The organism is Fuerstiella marisgermanici, from assembly GCF_001983935.1.
Taxonomy (GTDB): Bacteria; Planctomycetota; Planctomycetia; order Planctomycetales; family Planctomycetaceae; genus Fuerstiella; species Fuerstiella marisgermanici.
The window spans coordinates 4,968,565-4,989,182 of the sequence record NZ_CP017641.1; the positions used below are offsets into that span (position 1 = coordinate 4,968,565).

Here is a 20,618-nt window from a genome sequence, read left to right on the forward strand (position 1 = left end):
GTTCCCCCTACATCATCGAACCTTGCGGTCTGACTTTGTTAGAATGAGTGGTGCCATCCGCGCGACCGATATTTTGTTAATAAGAAGGACATCCGGTGCCATCCGTCTTCCGGTTTATTGATCAATTGCGTCACCGCCTTCACGCCCGGCCGTCCACTCGACGGCAACCGAAACCACAGGCGGCACATTCCCGCAGTCAACTCAAGGTGACTCGCCTGGAACAACGTATCCTGCTGGACGCGGGTTTCGGAATCAATATGGCGGGCATCCTGACGCTCAACGGTTTCGACGCCGGCGATACGCTCACGATGCAGGGCGACCTCGGTTCCAGCGTGTTGCCGCCCACCGGTGTCGCCAGCTTCACGCTCACTGATGGAGTTTGGGACGCCACCGACGCCGATCTGCTCTCGCCGGAATTTTCACTTTCGCCCGACTCCAAAACCCTGATTTTCAATTCGCCAGTCAGTGTTGACGGTGTCGCGATCGATGCGAGCACCGCGCCGCTGGATGGCGTGGCGACTTCGGGCGGTGGTTTGCAGGTGGACCAACTGCAAATCACCAACGGTGGCGACGTCGATCTATCAACTGCTGGCAACAACTTCAGCAGCGTTTCCGTTTTGGCTGACAACCTGACTCTGGTTGACGCCGACGATCTTCAACTAAACAACCTCGACATCAGTGGCACGATAAACGTCACGACTAACGGCGACATCACGGACGCAGCCGGAAGCGAAATCACGGTCGGCGGATCAGCGGCCTTCACTGCCGACAGCGTAACACTCGGCGACGACGCGGCCGACGAAACTAACTTCGGCAGTCTGCGAGTGACGGCCAGTAGTGATGTGCAGATTTCAGAAGATTCTGACATCCTGGTCGAATCAGTGAACGGTGACAACGTTGTCTTGACCTCAGCCGGCCGCATCGACGACGCGGCAGCCGACATAACAAACGACATCACCGCAAACACCATTGACTTGAATGCTGCCGACGGGATCGGCGAGACCGCAGAACTGGAACTGGCGGCGACGTCAATTTCGGCCGACACCACGGCTGGAGATATCGATCTGGACAACCAGTCCGCCGCCGCAACAACCGTCACTTCGTTGACCACGCAGGATGGAGTAATCCGCTTCGATCAGTCCGGCGGCGGCGACGTGAGCTTCACGAACGTGGCAAGCGCTGACGCCAGTGGCACCGCGAACGCCGCCGATATTACCCTAACGTCTTCCGCTGGCTTGACCGCTGGAGACATCACAACAGAAGGCACCGGTTCGGCGGGCACAGCAGCAAGCGACATCACGTTGTCGGCAGGATCGCCGACCGTCGCTGCAGATTCGATCCTACTGACGGGATTGGTCGACGCCGGTGAAGGCACCGTGCGACTAATCAGCAACGGCACGATCAACCAAACAGCCGCCGGAATGATTACGGCGGGAATCCTTGGCGTTCGTCAGGAAGGAACAACAGGCGATATCCGACTGGGCGGCGCAGCCAACGATGTCGACGTGCTGGCAGCGCAAAATCTGGCCGTTGGAGGCGACGTGGTGTACTTCGATAATTCAGCCGCCACAATCGCCAACGTGGCGGCTCGAAACGCGGACGGCGTCAGCTTCAGTTCAACTACCGGCGTTAGTGCCAACGCGGGTGACATCAACATCACGACGGTTGGTGACCTGATCGTCAACGAAGATATCAATGCCGCCCACAATTCGCTCACGACCAGCATCGACGAAGCCATTACGCTCATCAGCCGACAGGGCAATTTTGAACTCGCCGATTCAACCATTATTTCTTCGGACGAAAACACAGCGGCGGGCGTCTTCGACGATGTCACAGGCGATCGAATCACAATTATCGCGGGTTCTGTCAGCGGAACAGGCAATGTGAATCTCGGGACGAATGTTGAAGTGCGAACAGATGGCGGAGTCGCTCGGCAAATCGCGCCGCGACCAACAGCATTCGCTTCTGCGCCAACAGACGGAGCCGAAAGCGCATTCGTGACGCTGTCAAACGCACAGAACCGTCGCAGTTCACTGACACCGCTGGGAGACAGCCTGCTGGGCGTGATGCAACTGGTGTTCGGTGTCGACGGTGAAGAAAATCTTCAGGTCGTTGTTGACTGGGGAGTGGTGTCGCAAACCAGTCTTACAGACGCAGGACTGGCGGGCGATGCGGTGCCTGGGAACATTCTAATGGACGTCCTTGAGTTTTCACTTACCGACGCCGACAAGACGATTTACAACATCGACGAAGGTGGACTCGAATATCGAATTCCGCATCTGTACTCGCCGCTCGATCTCGGCAGTACGCCCAACGACCGCAATGGGCATGAAGTGAATCCAGGGATCATCGGCGTACGATTTTCTGTATCGCAGCACGCATCGATTAATGTCTGGGGCGATTCGGCCACGATTCCAGGTTCGACAGACGTAAATTCACCGCCCCCGTTCACGTCGTCAAACCCCTTGCAGACGATCACGGATGCGACGGGGCAGGTGATCAACCAGCCGGATGCAGGGCTGTCTTTGTTGAGCTCCACAGACACAAATCCAACCGACCAGTTTCCGCAGCAGACGACTGAAACACTGTTCGACGACGATGTGCTGACAAACAGCGGCGTTCCCGTTGGGCGCTCTGAATGGGAATTCACCGCCGGCCCACCACCAGGCACTGTGCTGAACCAGCCTCAAGCGCGGCCAACAATCGACGCCCGTCCACTCGATGCACGAGACCCGCTGCCAATTTTCGAAACGATTGCTGACGATGTGTCGTTCGGTGCCGGAGCGAGTTCAGAAACGGCAATCGGCACCGAGGTGTATCTTCAGATACGCCGCCAATACGAATTGGATGCCGCCGCTGAAGTGGTTGTCTCTCGCGTCACAGACAATGATTTCATTTCCAGTCGCGAGAGCTTTGAAGCATTCGTCCGCGACAACCCGGAACTGACAGATGGGTCCGGCTACGAAGTGTGGCTGGTCACAGAAACCGACGGGCAAGTGGTGCAGCGACCGATTGTGCAGTTCGAAATTACGGGCGGTCGCCCTGAACCAGCGACGGAAGAATTGCCTGCTTCTCTGGAGCCTCTGGAATTGCAACCTGTCCCGTTTGAGCAACCGGACGGCGAGGACGGGGCTGCTGAAGAACCAGACGCGGATGGCAACGTCGATGCACGGGCTGACGCCGAAGCGGATGAAGACACTGATGCCAGCGAGCAGGACGACATGGCGACGGAAGGCGGCGTGATTGCGATACCGGTTATCGCAACGTCAGCAGCGGCCAAATGGCGTCAACAACAGAAGCGGCGCGATGATGGAACGGAACTCACGTCAGTGGCGCGACGTATTCGCCGGATGAAATCCGGCGATTGAATTCTGAGACGACTCGATAGTGACCAGTCTGTGGCATTCCGCCATCGGCACAAATGTTTCGTCGGAAGAACAAGAGACAACAAAATCAGCGAGCAATCGACATGGGCAAAAAGAAGCGGCCTGACAAGAATGCGGACGACCGTCGAGACGACGTTATCTCGGGAAATTCTCCCAGTCCCGACGACGATCTGAAATTCGCCACCGATTCGACACCCGGCTTTGGCCCTGTAGCTCGTCGGGCGGCGGAAAGCCCTGAACCGCCTGCCGAACCGGAAGCTGATGACGATCCACGGATGCAGGAAACATGGGTGCCACCGGTTGATGGCCCGCGCGAAGTTCGGCCGTCCACAGAACCTGAAGCCGATGAAGATCCGCGATTGAAAGACACGTGGGTCCCGCCACCTGATGGACCACCCAAAACGGCCGCCCCAAAAGCTGCCCCATCCACGAGTTCAGAAGACGAAGAGGATACGCGGCTCAAAGACGCATGGGTTCCGCCGCCGGATGGTCCGCCCAATGCGTCACCGTCCAGCGATCCGGACGGCGACGCCGACACTACTCGCGATTCGCAATCCGACGCTCGCAACGCACTTGATCCTGACAGCACATGGATTCCTTCCAGCACGCCGACGCATCACGATTTCAGCTTCGATTCCGGAGACGGATTCAGTGACGACGCTTTCGATGACGACGACTTCGACGATGAACCGGCCATCGACCCCGATCGTACGGTGATCCCGTTCGCAATGCCGACTGTCGATCTGCCGTCGACTGAGGTTCCTGCCGAGCCGCGGCCAACTGAGTCTCCAACGGCGTCTCCAACTGATGAACTCAACGACCAAACTCAGGACTTAGGTCTGCGCGGGAACCGATCGATGGGGGCAGGGCAGGAGACGGTCGATCCTGATACCGTCGTCCCGCCAGAACCTGCCCGCAAAGCCCCAGCAACACAAGATGGCGTCGATGGCGATCGACGAGCCGTGGAAACCATTGCGTCTGTGTTGCCCGCCAGCGAGTCCGAGGATTTTGATCAAACAGAAGTGTTCTCAAAGACAGTGGGCATGCGGAATCTGTCGGAAGATGAGTACGACGAATGGCAGTCGGAAGTCGCCGAGCAACACAGTCCGGATACCGTCGCGTTGGAACCGCCAACAGCCTCGTCGACAGGCACTCCGCATAACGCGGGAACTCAAATCTGGAATCGGCAATCGGCCGACGGACTCGATGCGTCGCTCGTTATTCGCAACCGGCCGGTCGCCGGTGACGAAGCATTCGAACAACACGGCAAGAACTCGGCCCCCGACTACGACATCGTCGAAAAAATCGCAGAAGGCGGAATGGGAGCCATCTACCTGGCTCGCCAAACATCGCTCGACCGCGAGCTGGCTATTAAGACGCTCAAACCGCTGAAGGATCGCGAACAAAAGATCGTCGAAACACAGGGACGCACGCAAAAGGTCGCCAAACAACGTCGCGAGATGTTTCTGTCGGAAGCTCTGGTGACGGCGAACCTGGTCCATCCACACATCATTCCGATTCACGATTTATGCCAGACAGAAGATGGCGCACCGTATTATTCCATGAAGCGCGTGAAGGGGATTCCGTGGAGTGATCGCATCGCCGACATGACTCTGGAAGAAAACCTCGAAGTCCTTCACAAAGCGTGCGACGCCATGGCGTACGCGCACCACAACGGAGTCGTGAACCGAGACCTGAAGCCCGAAAACATCATGCTGGGCGAATTCGGTGAAGTGCTGGTCCTGGACTGGGGACTCGCTATCCCGGCGTCAGCCGCCGACCGAAAACGTTTTGTGTCGCCCGCATCGCCCTATGGCGCTGGAACGCCTGCGTACATGTCGCCGGAATTGTGGTCCGGACCGGCGGAAGAAATCGGCACGTGGAGTGACATCTATTTGCTGGGCGCGATTCTGTTTGAGATTGTTACCGGCAAGCCGCCTCACACGTTCCCCAAACCTGACGTCAATGCTGGCGCAACCGGATTGTGGGAGGCGATTGATGGCGTTGTGCGAATCAATTCCATTCGCGAAACCGAAGTCACTGGCGAGTTACTCGACATTGCGATGCAGGCGATGCAAACCAAACCGGGCGATCGGTATGCGTCGGTGCTCGATTTCCAACAGGCCGTCAAGAAGTTTCAGACGCACGAAGAAAGCCGTCGTCTTGCTGCCAAGGCCGCCGCAACCCTGCACTACGACAACGGGAAGTCGTCCTCACGCGGCTACCAAAACTTTCAAACGGCGGCAGCACTGTACGAAGAATCACACAATGCATGGCCGGAAAACAAACACGCTCGTGAAGGCCTTCGCAATACGCGACTCGCCTATGCAACGGTGGCCAATCAAAATGGCGACTACGACCTCGGTCTGCAAGTGGCCGCTCAGGAAAGCGGCGAAGAATTCACAGCACTTGCCTCACAAATGACGAGAGCTCGCAGTTTTCGCAATCGGCTGAAGCAGGTTGCGGTGACTGCCGCAGGGCTGATCGTGATTGTCGGTGCCGTCGCGACAGTGCTGGCCGTTCAGCTTTCGCAGAAGAATCGCCAGATCACATCACTGCACGGCAACGTCGAAGTACTTCAGCAGGCGGAACAAAACCTTATCGCCGAAACTCGACAGCTCACCAGCGAAAAAGCAGATCTCGAACAGCGGAAGACCGAACTGCAGCAGCAAAGCGAAACACTGCTGGCCAGGCAGGAAGCGTTGCTGGCCGAACAGAAAACGCTCGTGGCCGCGAAGACGTTGCTTGAATCCGAAAACACGACGCTGACAAACGAAAAGCGGCAGCTTGTTGGGGAAAGCAAAAGTCTTCGCCTCGACAAACAGAATCTGACCGCAGAAGTGATGGCCGTTACGGAGCAAAAGAACGCCGTCAACAAAGAACTGGCCAGCCTGGAAAAGCGTCAACAGAAGCTGGCAGAACAAACCGTGCGAGCGGCCGTGGAATTGCGGAGCACTTCGATTGCGAGCCTCGTACGCAACTCCGATTTCTCAACAGCATTGCAGCGGATCGATGAACTCATCGCCGCTCTGGACAACGATCCGCAATACACGACTCTGCCTGAACCGGAACGAGAACAACGCCGCACAGAACTGAAGGCCCGTCAACGCCTGCTGCAACAGAACACGCGGTCAACAGCCGCTCCGGTACAGGCTCAGGTCATCAGTCCGTCCGGAAAACTGATGGCATGGGGCGATTCGGCCGGAAAGCTGAACGTTTGGAAAATCGATCATGAAACAACTGAGTTCCCCGACGCGCCGAGTGCTTCACTGAATATCGGCGCGCCAGTGACTGAGATCACCTTCGATAGCAGCGAACGCCAGGTGATCGCGGCGGCCGGAAGCTCGCTGCATTTGTGGCGACCGGAAAACAACCAGCATCACATGATCACTGGTCATGATGCCAACATCACCGCGATCCAGCGTGGTGAATCGTTTTTGCTATCGGCCGACGCCGATGGCTACATCAAGGCATGGAACGCGGACAGTCGACAACCGCTGTGGTCCATTCACGCGGATTCTGTCGTGCGAGATCTCGCGTTGCTGCCGCAGCGTGGCATCTTTTTGTATGCCGGTTCGCGAGGTGGAGAATCGGCCGACATTCTGGCGTACCAACTTCCACCCGCTGAAAATCCCACGGCGCGGCCGAAGCGCTTAGGCCAGCTTCGGTTCCCTCGCGATCGCATCAGCCCACCGCTGCGAATGGCGGTTTCCCCGGATGAGCAACTACTGCTGATCAGCAATAGTCGAAACGGCGAACTTCTGGCACTGCCACGGCGAACTGTTGACGACGACCTGGCACGTGACCAGTTTCCATTTGAGCATGCTTCCGATTTAGCCAAACAGCAGGCGACCGGTTGGGTATTCACTCACCACATGCGTCCGATCAACGATATTGAATTTTCAGCAGACGGGCAGCACATCGTCACCGCCAGCGATGACCGCTCCATAGGCATCTGGCAGCGCGAAGAAGACAGCGAACTGCGATTAAAATTTCAGCAAAGACTGGAAGGTCACGGCGCGAAGGTTAACGCTGCTGGGTTTTTGGATGCAGACGGCGCAACGGTGGTTTCTGCCGGAGCCGATCGGTATTGCCGTCTGTGGGTCGTCGCGGACAACGCCGCCCAACAGCAAAAAATCGAACAACAGTTTCAGCTGACGAAGTTAATGAAGGCACCTCAAGCACGGCCGCACATTCCCGTGCGGTGGGCCGCCGACGCCGTCCCAGCGACACCTTCGCAGAACGATCGCACGGATTCTGCAACTGACTACATCGTGCTAAATGCTGATCAAAAGTTGCAGCGAGGCGCGATCAAATCGGTGTGCCTCAGCGATGATGGCCAGCGAGTCGTCACCGGAGCGGCCGACGGGACGGCCGTTTTTTGGAATTCATCAACCGGCAAGCCCTTGGGGAATTCGTCTGGCCGCTTACGCCTTTCTGAATCACACACCGCGTTTGCCGAAGGGCATGATTCCAATGTGGCTCGAATGCACTTCCTGCCGCCGGACGGTAAACGCCTGCTGACGACCGGCTTCGATGGCAATCTGTGCCTGTGGGATGCAGATTTGAACCGGCCTGGCACGGGGCATCAGGAAGTGAAGCTGCCAGGTCTGGGGCTGGTCAACGCTGTGGCCGTTTCTGCCGATGGGCAGTTGATTGTCACATCCGCAGCGAGTCATGCGGAAGCGAAAGGCGCGGCGGCCAACGTCTGGCGGACCTCAGACCTGCAATCAAATTCGAACTGCGAACCGGTGGCCGTATTACAGGGCTTTCACCGTTCTGAAGTCTCCGCAATCGCAGTCGGCCGCGACGGTGCCAGAATTGCCACCGGAGCTCGCGACGGCCGCGTCGCCATCTGGAACGCTGCAAATGGCCGGCTGCTGGCGGGCGGACAGGCACATTCCAAGAATGCAATTGTGAGTCACCTGGAATGGCTGGCAGATGGCCGCCTGTTTTCCGCCGGCTTCGATGGCCGCCTGCAGCTGCTGGCTGCTGATTCAGGCGGCGAAGACAAGTCGACCGCGGAAGAAGACTCTGCCGCAGTAGGAAACCTGGACGTCGTATTCGAATTTAATCACGACAATGTCCCGATTGCTCGGACAGCATTCGCGTCAGATCAACGCCGTTTTCTGACCGTTAGTGCTCGAACAGACAAAGCGACCAAACAAACGACCGACGAATTGCATCTGTGGCAGATCGGGGATCCCGAACCGCTGCGTACGATTCGTCCTGCCGTTGTCGGCGGCCGAAATGCCCAAAGAATCACTTCGGTCCATTGGGCCGACAATGGCGGTCGAGTGGCAGCGGTCATCGACGGGAATTTGCAGATCTTTGACACGGACACATGGAAAATTCTGACGGTGCTGGATGCGCCGCAGGCTGGAATGGCAGATGCCGTTTTTGCCCCGCCGACGTTGCAATTGCCGAACGGAAAAGCAGTCGACGGCATCGCCACGTTTGACGGCACGTCGGCTCATCTGTGGGACCTCAACAACCGTTCGCATCTGGCGGCGTTCAGGCCAATGTATGCCGTCGAAGCCGTCGCACTTTCTCGCAATGCGGACCACCCGGTCGTGCTGACAGGCGACCGTTCGATCCGGATTTTCAATGCAGACTCAACCGACGTCGATTTTGCGAGCAGCATTTTCAAGGTCGGCAGCCCTCATCGTGGAACTGTCACAAGCCTGCAGTTCGCTCCCCAGCCGAACGACGATGCGACTCAGCTATTCGTGAGTACCGGAGCAGACCGTTCGGCAGGGCTGTGGCGCTGGAATTCAGAAACCCGGGAAGCAGCGCTCGTGGAAAAGCTGCAGCCGAAAACCGGAGGAATTCTGGCCGCCGCGGCATTCAGTCCGTCCGGGCAAAGGCTCTTGCTGGCCCACGCAGACGGAACGCTCACTGTGCTCCCCACCGCGACGCCTCAGGCAGACCAGCGAACTTTTAAAGTCGAAAGCGGACAGACGGTGGAACTTACATCTGCCACGTTTTCCGATGACAAACGCGTTTTCGCGGTCGCCGGCCGGTTGTTGGGCAGTGGTGAAAGTCGCGCGTGGGTATTTCGGCAGGGTGATGACGGCTGGCGAGCGCATTGCGTGGTGCGAGGCCACGACGCGGGCGGAATCAACGCCATCGCGTTTTTGCCGAATTCGCCATGGCTGGTCACTGGCGGAGCAGACGGGCACGCGCTGGTCTGGAACTGTCAGACAGACCGCGACGAGGCCAGTGCATTCGCGGCGTACGAAGCGTACGAATTCCTAAAAGCTGACAGCCCGGTCTCTCATTCCGCCCCAATCACGGCCATCAGCGTGTCGGCCAGCGGCACTGTGGCCACCGCCAGCGAAGACGGCACTGCGGTCATCTGGCAGATGCCATTTCGCAAACTCGAAGATTAATCGTGAATGCCATCGCGAACATGAATCGGCGCTGCTTCCTGCAGAATGTGCAACTGAAATTGCCAACCGGTCGGCTCAGACGAATCGCTCAACACCTTTCTGCCGGGAATGATGCGGTTGAACGGTTGAATCTGCCGGACACTCGACCTTCGCCGAAAAACGCCAAAATAGTCGGTCTCATCCATCTTGCGACCACTTTTTCACTCCATTATCACCCGTCTCTGACGAGAGCAGACGCGACTTACTGACGGTCACCCGGCAGACAAAAAAGTCGCTGAACACTTTCGCGAACCGCCAGTCGCATCAGATCGTTCGAAGCGACGGGCGGCGGAAAACCGGACTCTGGCATGGATGTCATTGTCCCTGAAGTCGCAACCACGAATGCGGGTCTCCGTTTGCTGGATTCAGCACAACGGAACGAGTGGTTCGGCAGATCATTTTTAATAAATCAGGCAGCTTTTCGGCCGCAGTCCTTTCGTATTTGGAGCCATCACAAACTCGTCACACAACCAGAAAACTTCCTTAGGAATCGAAAGATCTTAAGTCTGCTTCGCGGGACGCAGACGGCACTGGGAAGTTTCTGAACGTTGCAGCGTTTGTAATGATTCTGCTGGATACGAAAGGCCGCTAAGTCCGATGTGTTTTGATACAGCACATCACCCGTCTTAGCCGGATGCGGTTCGTCATGGAGGAATGAATGGCTACCAAAATCAGTGAAGATATCGTCGACGTCTGGATTGCGTTCAAAAAGGACCAATCCGACCAGACTCTGCGTAATCGCCTGATGGAACGGTATCTACCACTGGTCAGATACAATGCAGAACGCGTGTGGGCCAAGCTACCGGAAGGCGTGGATCTTAACGATCTGATGTCCGCTGGCGTGTTTGGCCTGATGGATGCCATCGAAGCGTTCGACATGGAACGCGGCGTGAAGTTCGAAACCTACTGCGTGCCTCGTATTCGAGGTGCCATGCTAGACGAACTTCGCACGATGGACTGGGTGCCTCGACTGGTCCGCAGCAAGGCCAGCAAGCTGGAAGCTGCTCGCAAAGCGGCTGTCGCCAAGACCGGCCGTCCACCGACGGATGCCGAACTGGCCAGCGAAATGGGCCTTGGGATTGGCGAGTTCGAAAAGCACAAGGCTGAGGCGTCCGCCATTAATCTGGTGAGTCTCAACAAGAAGTGGTACGAAACGGACAGCTACAAGGACGTTCGCGAAGTCGACGTCCTGCAGGACGCCAAGGGTGAAGACCCGACAGACGGCATTCAAAAGCTGGACGTGATGAAGATCGTGACCAAAGGTCTAAACCGTAATGAACGGTTGATCATCATTCTGTATTACTACGAAGAACTGACGATGAAGGAAATTGGTTCGACATTGGGCCTGTCGGAATCACGAGTCAGCCAGATGCATTCGAGCATCGTGAACCGGCTGAAGGAGCAATTAAACGGTCGCCGACCGGAATTTAGTTAGGCGAACGTCAGCCGTTCCAGCTTGAGGCTTCCAACCTCCGGTTGTTCGGCACCGCTGCGGCGAGAAGCCACAGCCACACCAAAAACACATGAAGCCCGGCTTTTCAAAAAAGCCGGGCTTCTTCATGCGCCGTGCCATTTGACAACACGCCGTCAGATCGGCATCGTGTGGGCGGGAAAGCCCGTCCATTACTGGCATTGAGCCATCGGGCGAACTTTCACAAATTTCGCTTTTTCCGGTTAGACGCCTGCAAGGACGCCGTCTTGTCCTTTCAGATACGCCAAAAACCCGTCTTTTTGACGTATCTTGCGGCGGAAAAAGACTTTCCTTCGCAAACGACAGGTGGGATCAGGAATGGCCGAGGAACCGTCGACTGAGACGGATTCGCTGGACGCATTGTACCGGGAACATAACCGGGAATTGTGGGCGATCTTTTATTCGCAGTGCAGCGATCCGGAACGCGCTTACGATGCGGTTCAGGAAGCGTTTCTGAAACTGCATTCTTATTCAGGAGAAGCAATTCGCGATCCGCGAGCGTGGCTGTTGCGAGTTGGTCAAAACTGGCTGCGAGATGTTGCGAGGCGAAAAAGCAGTAGTTGCAAATTAACGGCAACGCTGGACGAAATGTCGAATGATCGGTTTGCCCCGGAAGACATTCTTTCTTCCGATGAAAACCGCGAAGCCATTCGAGACGCGTTGTTGATGATGTTGGAAGATGACCGCAAGGTCCTGGTGATGAAGTATTCACTGAGCTGGTCCTCGGCTCAGATGGCACGAGTGATGGATTGTTCGGCCGCCGCAATCGATATGAGACTCTCACGAGCTCGACGCCGGCTGGCAGAACTACTGGAAGAACAGGGCTACCTCAATGAATGACAAACCCAACAACAAACTGCAGTTTTCTGACGACCAGATGGATCAACTCCTGACCACCTTCTACAAGTCAGAAATGCCCGCCCAACTGAACACTCTGCCGTCTTCATGGCCGCAGATCAAGGGCACGACGACATCGAAACAGCCTTCAACCGCTGGCGTTTCTTTAGCGACGGTCGCCCGTTCATCAGAATCGTCGGCTGTGCCAACCAGTCGTCGAGGTATCGCCGTGGCCGCTGCGACATTGGCCGCCTGCATGATGCTGTTTGTCACAAGTGGCACCAAGACAGACGTCGATGGGTCGCCCGGTAGCACGGTCGAAGTTCAGCCAGAAAACGGCTTGCTGGGACCCGAATTTATGAATGTCTCCGGCGAAGGCGACGCATCGACGAACGGCGTCATCGACGACACCGGAACAACGCTCGACGAAACCGAAGGCGTGGACCTTTCGCCTGGCCCGGTTGCTCCTAACGTTGACAACGAAAAATCACGGAAGTGAGCAGGCACGCACAACAGCAGGTCTGCAAGCCCGGTCTCTCGCTGAGGGATCGGGCTTCTTTTTTGCGCGAACACAAATTCCTCGGGGCGCCGGTGGGCTTGCCAATCGGCATGGATTGAAGCTTGATGCGGTGGAGGAACGTGCGGCGCAAACTTCAGATTTAGCTTCCGCTTGAGACAGCGTTCAGGCAGCGACTCATACGCGGGGGCTTCGAATTGCAGAGTGACAAATGACGCGAGGACCGGGTTCTGATAGAAAATTGGGGCTCAACGTCCCGGTTTTTGAAGAGTCACAATCGCTATGTCGCTCAATCGTCTAAGTCTGTGGATCGTTTTTGTCCTCGTTCTGCTCACAGCGCATAGCCGGAATACGGCTGCGGACGAACAACGCGTGCTGCCCGTCACCGATGCGTCCTTTCAGAAAAGCGTCGCGCCGCTGTTGCAGACCTATTGTCAGGACTGTCACCGGCCGGACCTGGCAGAAGCCGACGTTGACCTCACGAACCTGAATTCATTGGAGGACTTGCGAGACAAGATCGATACCTGGGTGCGTGTGCGAGCGATGCTGGATAGTCATCAGATGCCTCCGAACGACGCGCCGCAACCGAACGATGTAGAGCGAGAAACATTACAGAACTGGGTCCGCCGTTTCCTGACTCAGGAAGCTCGCGCGATGGCGGGTGATCCGGGGCCGGTCGTGCTGCGGCGGCTGAGTAATGCCGAGTACAAGTATACGATTCAGGATCTAACGGGCGTTGCCGATTTGAATCCGGCGGCCGAATTTCCTGTTGATGGAGCAGCCGGGGAAGGTTTCACCAACGTGGGCAGTGGATTGGTGATGTCGCCGCAACTGGTCCGAAAATATCTGGACGCGGCAAAGCAGGTGTCGCAGCATGCCGCTCTGGTTCCGACGGGGATTCGGTTTTCCCCGTATACAAGTCAGCGAGATTTGACCGACGATTTGCTCGCAAAGATTCAAGCGTTCTACGCTCAATACACGACGACCGGCAGCGGGACAGAAGTGAATCTTCAGGGGATCCGCTTCGAAACCAATCAGGGTGGTGTTCTGCCAATCGCGGATTATCTCACAGCAACCGTCGTTGAACGCGACGCCTTGCTGTCCGGTCGAAAAACTCTGGAACAGGTAGCCACTGACCGACAACTCAGCCCCGTCTATCTGAAGCGGCTATGGAGTGTGTTGACGTCGAAGGACAGGCAACTCGGCTTCCTGCTGCAGCAGGTTCGCACGCGGTGGAAAAATCTGACGCCAGACCAGGTGCCGCAGCTTGTCACCTTCATTGAACAGTGGCAACCGGAATTGTGGAAGTTCAATGTCGTCGGGCACGTGGGCCGTGAAGGCGCTCCTGCATCCTGGCTGGAAGCCGTGACGCCGGTAGTCGAACGGCGTGAATTCCGCGTGCCGCTGCCTGCAACTGCAGAAGGGCGTGATGTCGTCGTCCGACTGATCGCTGGCGATGCAGATGGTGAACAGGAACACGACTTTGTGAGATGGCAGAACGCTCGGATTGAACGCACCGGCCAGCCGCCCGTACCGCTTCGCGACGTCCAGAACCTTCATCAGCAGATGCTGCTCGTCCGCAAACAATTTCTGGCACAATTGCCCGCCTACCTGAAAGCCGTGGCAGAATTGGAAACCGGAAAACCGCTTTCGCAAGTAGCAAAGGAAGCCGATCTTCCGGCGTCGTTGCTGACTGCTGCCGCGAACTTTATCGGAGTCAACGCGGGCGGTCCGGTGAAAGTTCAGGGGCATTTCACACAAAAGCTGTCGCCGGGAGAGTACGACTTCATCACAGGTTGGGGCTTTCCTCAGACGCCATCCATCATGGCCAACTCTTCCGACAAAGAGGTCCGGATTCCTGGCGTTGCTCGACCACATTCACTCTTACTGCACCCGTCTGTCACCAACTTTGTGGCGTTGGGCTGGCAAAGCCCGATCTCTAGGCGAGTTCAGATCAAAGCCACGGTCGCGGACGCTCACGATACATGCGGCAATGGTTTTGAATGGTGGGTCGAGCATCGTCATGGCACGGCGTCGCAGTTTCTGATTCATGGATCTGTCGCCAGTGGTGGTGAAGCCGAGTTGCCGGCTACGACGCTAACGGTGGCTCCGGGCGAATTGCTGTCAGTTATAATTGGGCCGGGCCAGAACGATCATGTCTGCGACCTCACGGATGTGCGGTTCACGATCACTGAATTAGACGGTGCGAGGCGTGAGTGGGATGCGTCGGCCGAGGTTTCACCGAATTTGCTTGCTGCCAATCCGCACGCGGACCGTCATGGGCACGATGGGATCTGGCACTTCTACGAAGGTCCGCTGACCTCACTTCCAGGCAGCGGCGATTCGCCAGCGACTGCCCCAACGGGCTCGCTACTGGCGCGTTGGCGCGATGAGGTATCTGATCGGGATGTGTTGGTCGAACAGCTAATGGCACTGGTAGAAGGGGCACCGCCGGCCGACGATCAAACGAGTTCGCCGGACGGGCAGCTTTACGGAATTCTGCACACGTTCCCGATTCCCCACGACGCCGTCTCGCTAGACAACACAACGCCGGATCCTCGCTTTGGAACGCATCCGCGAGGAGCCGCAATTGATTCGCATGACCTAGTCGTACAGGCACCGGCGTCGCTGGAGTTTCTGATTCCTGCTGCCTTCGCAGATGGCGAACTGGTTGTCACAGGGACGTTCGACGGACATTCGGGCATAGCGGGCATAGCGGGCATAACGCAGTTGCATGTCACAGCAGAAGTGGTCGCAACTGATTCCCAGACGCCGGCATCTTCGGCGGACACTCCTGTGGCCTCTGTACCATCAACAAGTCCACTCATCTGTGCACCGGACGAGGCGGCTCGACAAAAACTTAACGCTGCGTTAGCCGAATTCCGTGAACTGTTTCCGCTGGCTCTGTGTTACACGCGCATTGTGCCAGTGGATGAGGCCGTCACCGCAACACTGTTTCATCGCGAAGACGAACTGTTTCAACAGTTGATGCTTGATGACGCTCAGACCGCAGAGCTAAACCGGTTGTGGGATGAACTGCTTTATGTCAGCGAGGAACCTCTGAAGATGGTGGTATCGCTGGAGCAGATTCGCGAATTTGCTACACAGGATCGTCCGGATGCAGTGGGGCCCTGGGATCGCATGAAGCCAGCTGTCCAGGCACGTGCCGATGCCTTCCGAGAACAAATGAAGGCAATCGAACCAATTCACGTTTCCGCCGTCGTCAAGTTGGCCGATCGCGCTTGGCGGCGGCCGCTGAAGCAGGACGAACAACGAGCGCTTTATAAGCTGTATCAAACGTTGCGGGACGAAAGCATTCCGCATACCGAAGCCATACGTCTGCTGATCGCTCGCGTGCTCACGTCGCCCGACTTTCTATATCGTCGTGAATCTCCGGCGATCGGAAGCCAACCCACCGAAGTCACCGATCCGGAACTGGCGAGCCGGTTAAGTTACTTTTTATGGTCCACGCTGCCCGACGCAGAACTCAGGCAACTGGCCGATGCCAACCAGCTCACCGCTTCGCCCGACAATCAGCACCTTCTTCAACAGACACGTCGACTGCTCAAAGATCAGCGAACCCGACGTCTGGCCATTCACTTCGCCTGCCAATGGCTGCATCTTCGTGACTTCGATCAGAACAACGATAAGAACGAAGCTTTGTATCCCGAATTCGCCGACCTCCGTGGCGCGATGTATGAAGAGACGGTACGATTTTTCGAAGACATGTTCCGAAACAATGGTTCGTTGCTGGACCTCTTGAACGCCGACCATACGTTTTTAAATGCAGCCCTGGCAAAGCACTACGGCATCGAAGGCGTTAACGGCACGGGATGGCAGCGAGTGACCGATGTGTCGCCACAGGGGCGGGGCGGAATTCTGGCTATGGCAACGGTGCTCGCCAGTCAGTCCGGAGCGTCTCGGACCAGCCCAATTCTGCGGGGCAATTGGGTTTCAGAAACGCTGCTGGGCGAACGTTTACCCCGTCCTCCGCCGGGCATCCCGCAGTTGCCTGATGCCGTCCCGGCGGGACTCACCGCGCGCCAGTTGATCGAACGTCACAGTTCGGATGCAGCCTGTGCGAAATGCCACGAGCGGATTGATCCGTACGGATTTGCGTTGGAGCAATACGACGCTCTGGGGCGTCTGCGGCCTACGGCGGTGGACACCAAAACGACGCTGTTCGAAGGCCTGCCGATTGATGGCCTGGACGGTCTGCGCAACTACCTTCTAACGGACCGCCGTGATGATGTGCTGCGACAATTCTGCCGAAAACTGCTGGGCTACGCTCTGGCCCGCGAAGTCCGTTTGTCGGACGAACCGTTGCTGGACGACATGCTGACTCAGCTTTCCTCGCACGATTATCGATTCCATACAGCAGTTGAAACGATCGTGCAGAGTTCGCAATTCCGCCGCATCCGACCGAAGGTTGTGGCCGAATGACGGCATGATCATTTATACTGAAACCCAACACGCCGCCCTAATTCTCCCCACGTTACAGCAAGCCTTGCCATGACTATGTATCAGGTTTCCCGACGAACAGTGTTGCGAGGTCTTGGAGTCAGCATGGCGCTGCCGTGGCTCGAATCTCAGGCCGTTTGGGGTGACGAATCCCCCGCCAGACAAACGGGTAGCCAGGCACCAACACGCATGGCCATTCTGTTTTCCGGGTGCGGCTTTCACAAGCAGGAATGGTGGGCCAAAGGCGAAGGGCCAGACATGGAACTTGGCCGCGTGCTGCACCCGCTGAATGACTATCGCGATCGAATGGTGTTTATTCGCGGCTTGTACAATGCCGAGGCGCTGAAGGGCAACATTCACAGTTCACAAACCGGCAACCTGCTGTCTGGTGCGCCATTGGCTTCCGGCGGAACCATCCGCAGCGGAACCAGCGTCGATCAGTTAGTGGCTCAAGAGATCGGTCGCCAGACAAAACTGCCCAGCCTGGTACTGGGTTGCGAAAAGGCGAACCCTTCGGTCCACAAAAACTACTCGATGCTTTACAGCTCGCACATTTCCTGGTCCAGCCCCACCACGCCAACACCGCTGGAAGTGTATCCCGCTTTGGCTTTCGATTCGCTCTTCCGCGAAACAGCGTCGCGTGGTGACAAGAGTGTTCTGGATGCCGTGTTGGAAGACGCTCGCGATTTTCGTCGCAGTGTGAGTTCTCTGGATCAACAGAAGCTGGACGAGTACCTAAATTCCGTCCGCGAGGTCGAACAGCGACTGGATCAGGCTCATCAACGAGGCGAACTGCAGGGCTGGCGACCAACGCTCACTAAACCGAATATCGCTCGGCCCCAGGACGGATACCCTCAGGACATCGTCGAACACATGCGGCTGATGTGCGACATTCTGGTCCTCGCCTTCCAAACCGACACAACTCGCGTGTGCACGCTCAAGCTGAACAACGACCACGGCACGCTAAGGTTCCCTCATCTGGGTGTCGACTACATGATTCATCACCTGCTGTCGCATAACGACACCGACGACTGGTTGAAGGTCAATCAGTTCTTTCTGGAGCAGGTGCAGTATCTGGCAAAGCGAATGGACGCCACCCAGGAGGGCGATCGCCCCCTGTTGGACAACAGCATGTTGATGCTTTGTTCGAGCATGCTGAACGGGCACCACGACGCAACCCAACTGCCAGTCGTGATGTTGGGCGGTGGCGGAGGTCGCATCAAAGGCGGTCAGAACCTGGACTATCTGGAAAACTCAAACCGCCAGATGAGTCGATTGTATCTTAGCATGATGGACAAAATGGGCGTGCACGCGAAGACATTCGGCGACGCGACGGAGCCACTCGACCAGGTATAGCGATCTCGTATTCAGGCAGATCCGAAAACCACTGAACCGATCGCGCGAGACTACTGCCGCGTCAACAGCCTTAACACGCTTGAGCATCTGCCGACCAGACTAGAACCTGATCCGTCAGTTACTGGTTGCGGACGTCTGCCAGGCTTCGAACGTGCTGGCCAAATCCGCAACGCGTTCAGGATTCGCGCTGGCGAGGTTGTTTGATTCGCTAAGGTCTGACTTCAGATTGAATAGCTGCCACGGTTGGCTCGGTTTCTCACGCACGATCTTCCAGTCACCACTTCGCAGCGCCGCGTGCTTTCGATAGGCGAAAAAGAACGACTTATGCGGTGACTTCGCACCTTCTGTGAGAACCGGCAAGGGGTCTCGCCCATCCAGCACAACATCGTCCGGCAGCGGTTTGCCAGCCAGTTTTGCACATGCCACCAGTACGTCAGGCGACCACAGTGGTTCGGCAAGAACGCTCCCGGCTTTGATCCGGCCTGGCCAGCGAACCATCGCGGGAACTCGCAGCCCGCCTTCCCAGCACGTGACACCGCCGGAACGCAGCGGAGCGTTCGAACCGATGTCGAGACCTTTTCGCCCCAGCCGGAAAGCTCCGTTGTCCGAGTAGAAAAACACGAACGTGTTGGCGTCCTGTCCGGCTTCTGTGACTGATGCCAGCACTCGACCGATCGCCTCGTCCAACGCGGTAATGACGGCACAGTAGCGCCGGTAAGGATCGGGTTCGTCCGGCGTCCAGCCGTATTCAGCAAACGCTCGATCCGTGGCCTGCCATCGATTGGGTTGTCCGGGCTGTTTGTTTTTCGCATTCGGAAAATGCGGAGCGTTGAACGGCAGGTAGCAGAACCATGGTGCGTCGGAAGCTGAACGTTCTTTTATAAATGAAATCGCTGAATCAGCGAACAGGTCGGTCGAGTAAGTCCCATCGGCCTGCAGTTCTTCCGTATCGTCGAACAGATCGTGTTTGCCGTTGTAGATATGGTGGACATAGTCGATGTTGCCGGAGGCGTGGCCGATGAATCTGTCGAACCCTCGTTCCGTCGGCCGTGATCCTTCTGCGAATCCGATATTCCACTTTCCGAAACACCCCGTGGCATAGGGTACGTCACCGGTCTTCAGGATCTGCGGGATCAGAACTTCATCCTGGTTCAGTCCAACCCCGTAGTTGCCTTTTAAGCCCGCCAGTTGGTCGACGAGACCGTGTCGCTGAGGAATCCGGCCCGTCAGCAAACACGCGCGCGAAACAGTGCATGTGGGCGACGCCGTGTAGAAGCTCGTAAGCCGAGCACTCTGCGTGGCCAGCCGATCGATATTCGGTGTCCGCACAACGGACTCTGGGTTGTAGCACCGCAGATCGCCATAGCCGAGGTTGTCGGCCGTGATCAACAGAATGTTGGGCGGTGAGCTGTCGGCCGCGTGTGATGCGCCGCACGTCAGCAAAACCAGGCAAATCTGCAGGGCATATTTCAGAGACATCATGACAACCTTACAGCACGCCAAATTTTTCATACGCCGCGACTGCCTTCATGCCGCCGCGGATCGCATCTCGCACTGCATTTTCTGCGTGAACTTTTTCCCATGCCAGCTTTAGAACTTCGGCCTCGACCGATTGCGGCACGACAACAACGCCATCTTCGTCGGCGACAACCAGATCACCAGGCGAAAAGGTCACACCGTCGATCGAAACTGGTACGTCGCAGTCGATCACTCGCTGACGGTGCTGGCTGTCGTACATTGAAATGCCTCGCGCGACAACTGGGAAGTCCATCGCCCGAATCTTGGCAACGTCGCGAATCGCTCCGTCGATAATGGCACCGACGCAGCCGCCATTCTTAACAGCCGTTGTCAGCAGTTCGCCCCAGATGCCGGAACGTACTGAACCGCCTGCCGCCGTAATCAACACGTCGTCCGGTTGGCAGCTATCGACCGCCTGCAATTCCAGTTCGTACGGCGTCGGGTCTTCATGAAACATGTCGGCCCACAACGTCGTGCGGCAGCGACCGACAATCATTTGCTGAGTCGTGACCTGTTTAAACGGCAGACGTGGCGACTGATTGGTGAGTCCTACGGAATCCAGGGCGTCACAAATGACGGCCGAGTAAAGGTGGTCGCGAATCAGCGGGAGGGTAATGGTGGTGGGCGTATCAGACATGAAG

The 20,618-nt window shown here is 57.0% G+C and carries 10 protein-coding genes; 7 read left to right on the top strand and 3 right to left on the bottom strand.

Annotated elements, in window-relative coordinates; translation table 11 throughout:
- Positions 1-95 precede the first annotated feature (95 nt).
- A complete protein-coding gene (locus Fuma_RS18570) occupies positions 96-3,368 on the top strand; it encodes a beta strand repeat-containing protein (protein WP_145944249.1) in 3,273 nt (1,090 codons plus the stop codon).
- A 101-nt stretch (positions 3,369-3,469) separates the two neighbouring features.
- Complete coding sequence (locus Fuma_RS18575; protein ID WP_158521059.1) at positions 3,470-9,778, top strand: WD40 repeat domain-containing serine/threonine-protein kinase; 6,309 nt, start codon at positions 3,470-3,472, stop codon at positions 9,776-9,778.
- Here Fuma_RS18575 and Fuma_RS18580 read toward each other — a convergent pair.
- A complete protein-coding gene (locus tag Fuma_RS18580; protein ID WP_077025442.1) occupies positions 9,775-9,963 on the bottom strand; it encodes a hypothetical protein in 189 nt (62 codons plus the stop codon). The two genes, Fuma_RS18575 and Fuma_RS18580, sit on opposite strands and share 4 nt — an antisense overlap.
- Before the next feature lie 512 nt (positions 9,964-10,475).
- On the opposite strand from Fuma_RS18580, the gene Fuma_RS18590 reads away from it, so the two are divergent.
- From Fuma_RS18590 to Fuma_RS18610, 5 genes are all read left to right on the top strand, one after another.
- Positions 10,476-11,252 carry a FliA/WhiG family RNA polymerase sigma factor gene (locus Fuma_RS18590; protein ID WP_077025444.1) on the top strand — a complete coding sequence of 259 codons (777 nt, stop codon included), beginning with the start codon at positions 10,476-10,478 and terminating at the stop codon, positions 11,250-11,252.
- Between the two features lie 354 nt (positions 11,253-11,606).
- Positions 11,607-12,128 carry an RNA polymerase sigma factor gene (locus Fuma_RS18595; RefSeq protein WP_077025445.1) on the top strand — a complete coding sequence of 174 codons (522 nt, stop codon included), beginning with the start codon at positions 11,607-11,609 and terminating at the stop codon, positions 12,126-12,128.
- Positions 12,121-12,624 carry a hypothetical protein gene (locus Fuma_RS18600; RefSeq protein ID WP_077025446.1) on the top strand — a complete coding sequence of 168 codons (504 nt, stop codon included), beginning with the start codon at positions 12,121-12,123 and terminating at the stop codon, positions 12,622-12,624. Before Fuma_RS18595 ends, Fuma_RS18600 begins: the two co-directional genes overlap by 8 nt.
- 300 nt (positions 12,625-12,924) lie before the next feature.
- Positions 12,925-17,085: a DUF1592 domain-containing protein gene (locus tag Fuma_RS18605; protein WP_077025447.1), complete on the top strand. Its 4,161-nt coding sequence runs from the start codon at positions 12,925-12,927 to the stop codon at positions 17,083-17,085.
- 69 nt (positions 17,086-17,154) lie between these two features.
- Entirely contained in the window at positions 17,155-18,459 is a 1,305-nt protein-coding gene (locus tag Fuma_RS18610; RefSeq protein ID WP_077025448.1) for a DUF1552 domain-containing protein, read from the top strand.
- Positions 18,460-18,573: 114 nt separating this feature from the next.
- Here Fuma_RS18610 and Fuma_RS18615 read toward each other — a convergent pair whose 3' ends face one another.
- A complete protein-coding gene (locus Fuma_RS18615; RefSeq protein WP_077025449.1) occupies positions 18,574-19,941 on the bottom strand; it encodes a sulfatase-like hydrolase/transferase in 1,368 nt (455 codons plus the stop codon).
- A gap of 7 nt (positions 19,942-19,948) precedes the next feature.
- Positions 19,949-20,614 carry an RraA family protein gene (locus tag Fuma_RS18620; protein ID WP_077025450.1) on the bottom strand — a complete coding sequence of 222 codons (666 nt, stop codon included), beginning with the start codon at positions 20,612-20,614 and terminating at the stop codon, positions 19,949-19,951.
- Between the last annotated feature and the right edge of the window lie 4 nt (positions 20,615-20,618).

What these genes read in the sequence shown, in the direction of transcription:
- Fuma_RS18575 (WP_158521059.1), top strand. Translation starts at nt 3,470, where the DNA reads ATGGGCAAAAAGAAGCGGCCTGACAAGAATGCGGACGACCGTCGAGAC.
- Fuma_RS18580 (WP_077025442.1), bottom strand. Translation starts at nt 9,963, where the DNA reads ATGGATGAGACCGACTATTTTGGCGTTTTTCGGCGAAGGTCGAGTGTC.
- Fuma_RS18590 (WP_077025444.1), top strand. Translation starts at nt 10,476, where the DNA reads ATGGCTACCAAAATCAGTGAAGATATCGTCGACGTCTGGATTGCGTTC.
- Fuma_RS18595 (WP_077025445.1), top strand. Translation starts at nt 11,607, where the DNA reads ATGGCCGAGGAACCGTCGACTGAGACGGATTCGCTGGACGCATTGTAC.
- Fuma_RS18600 (WP_077025446.1), top strand. Translation starts at nt 12,121, where the DNA reads ATGAATGACAAACCCAACAACAAACTGCAGTTTTCTGACGACCAGATG.
- Fuma_RS18605 (WP_077025447.1), top strand. Translation starts at nt 12,925, where the DNA reads ATGTCGCTCAATCGTCTAAGTCTGTGGATCGTTTTTGTCCTCGTTCTG.
- Fuma_RS18610 (WP_077025448.1), top strand. Translation starts at nt 17,155, where the DNA reads ATGACTATGTATCAGGTTTCCCGACGAACAGTGTTGCGAGGTCTTGGA.
- Fuma_RS18615 (WP_077025449.1), bottom strand. Translation starts at nt 19,941, where the DNA reads ATGATGTCTCTGAAATATGCCCTGCAGATTTGCCTGGTTTTGCTGACG.
- Fuma_RS18620 (WP_077025450.1), bottom strand. Translation starts at nt 20,614, where the DNA reads ATGTCTGATACGCCCACCACCATTACCCTCCCGCTGATTCGCGACCAC.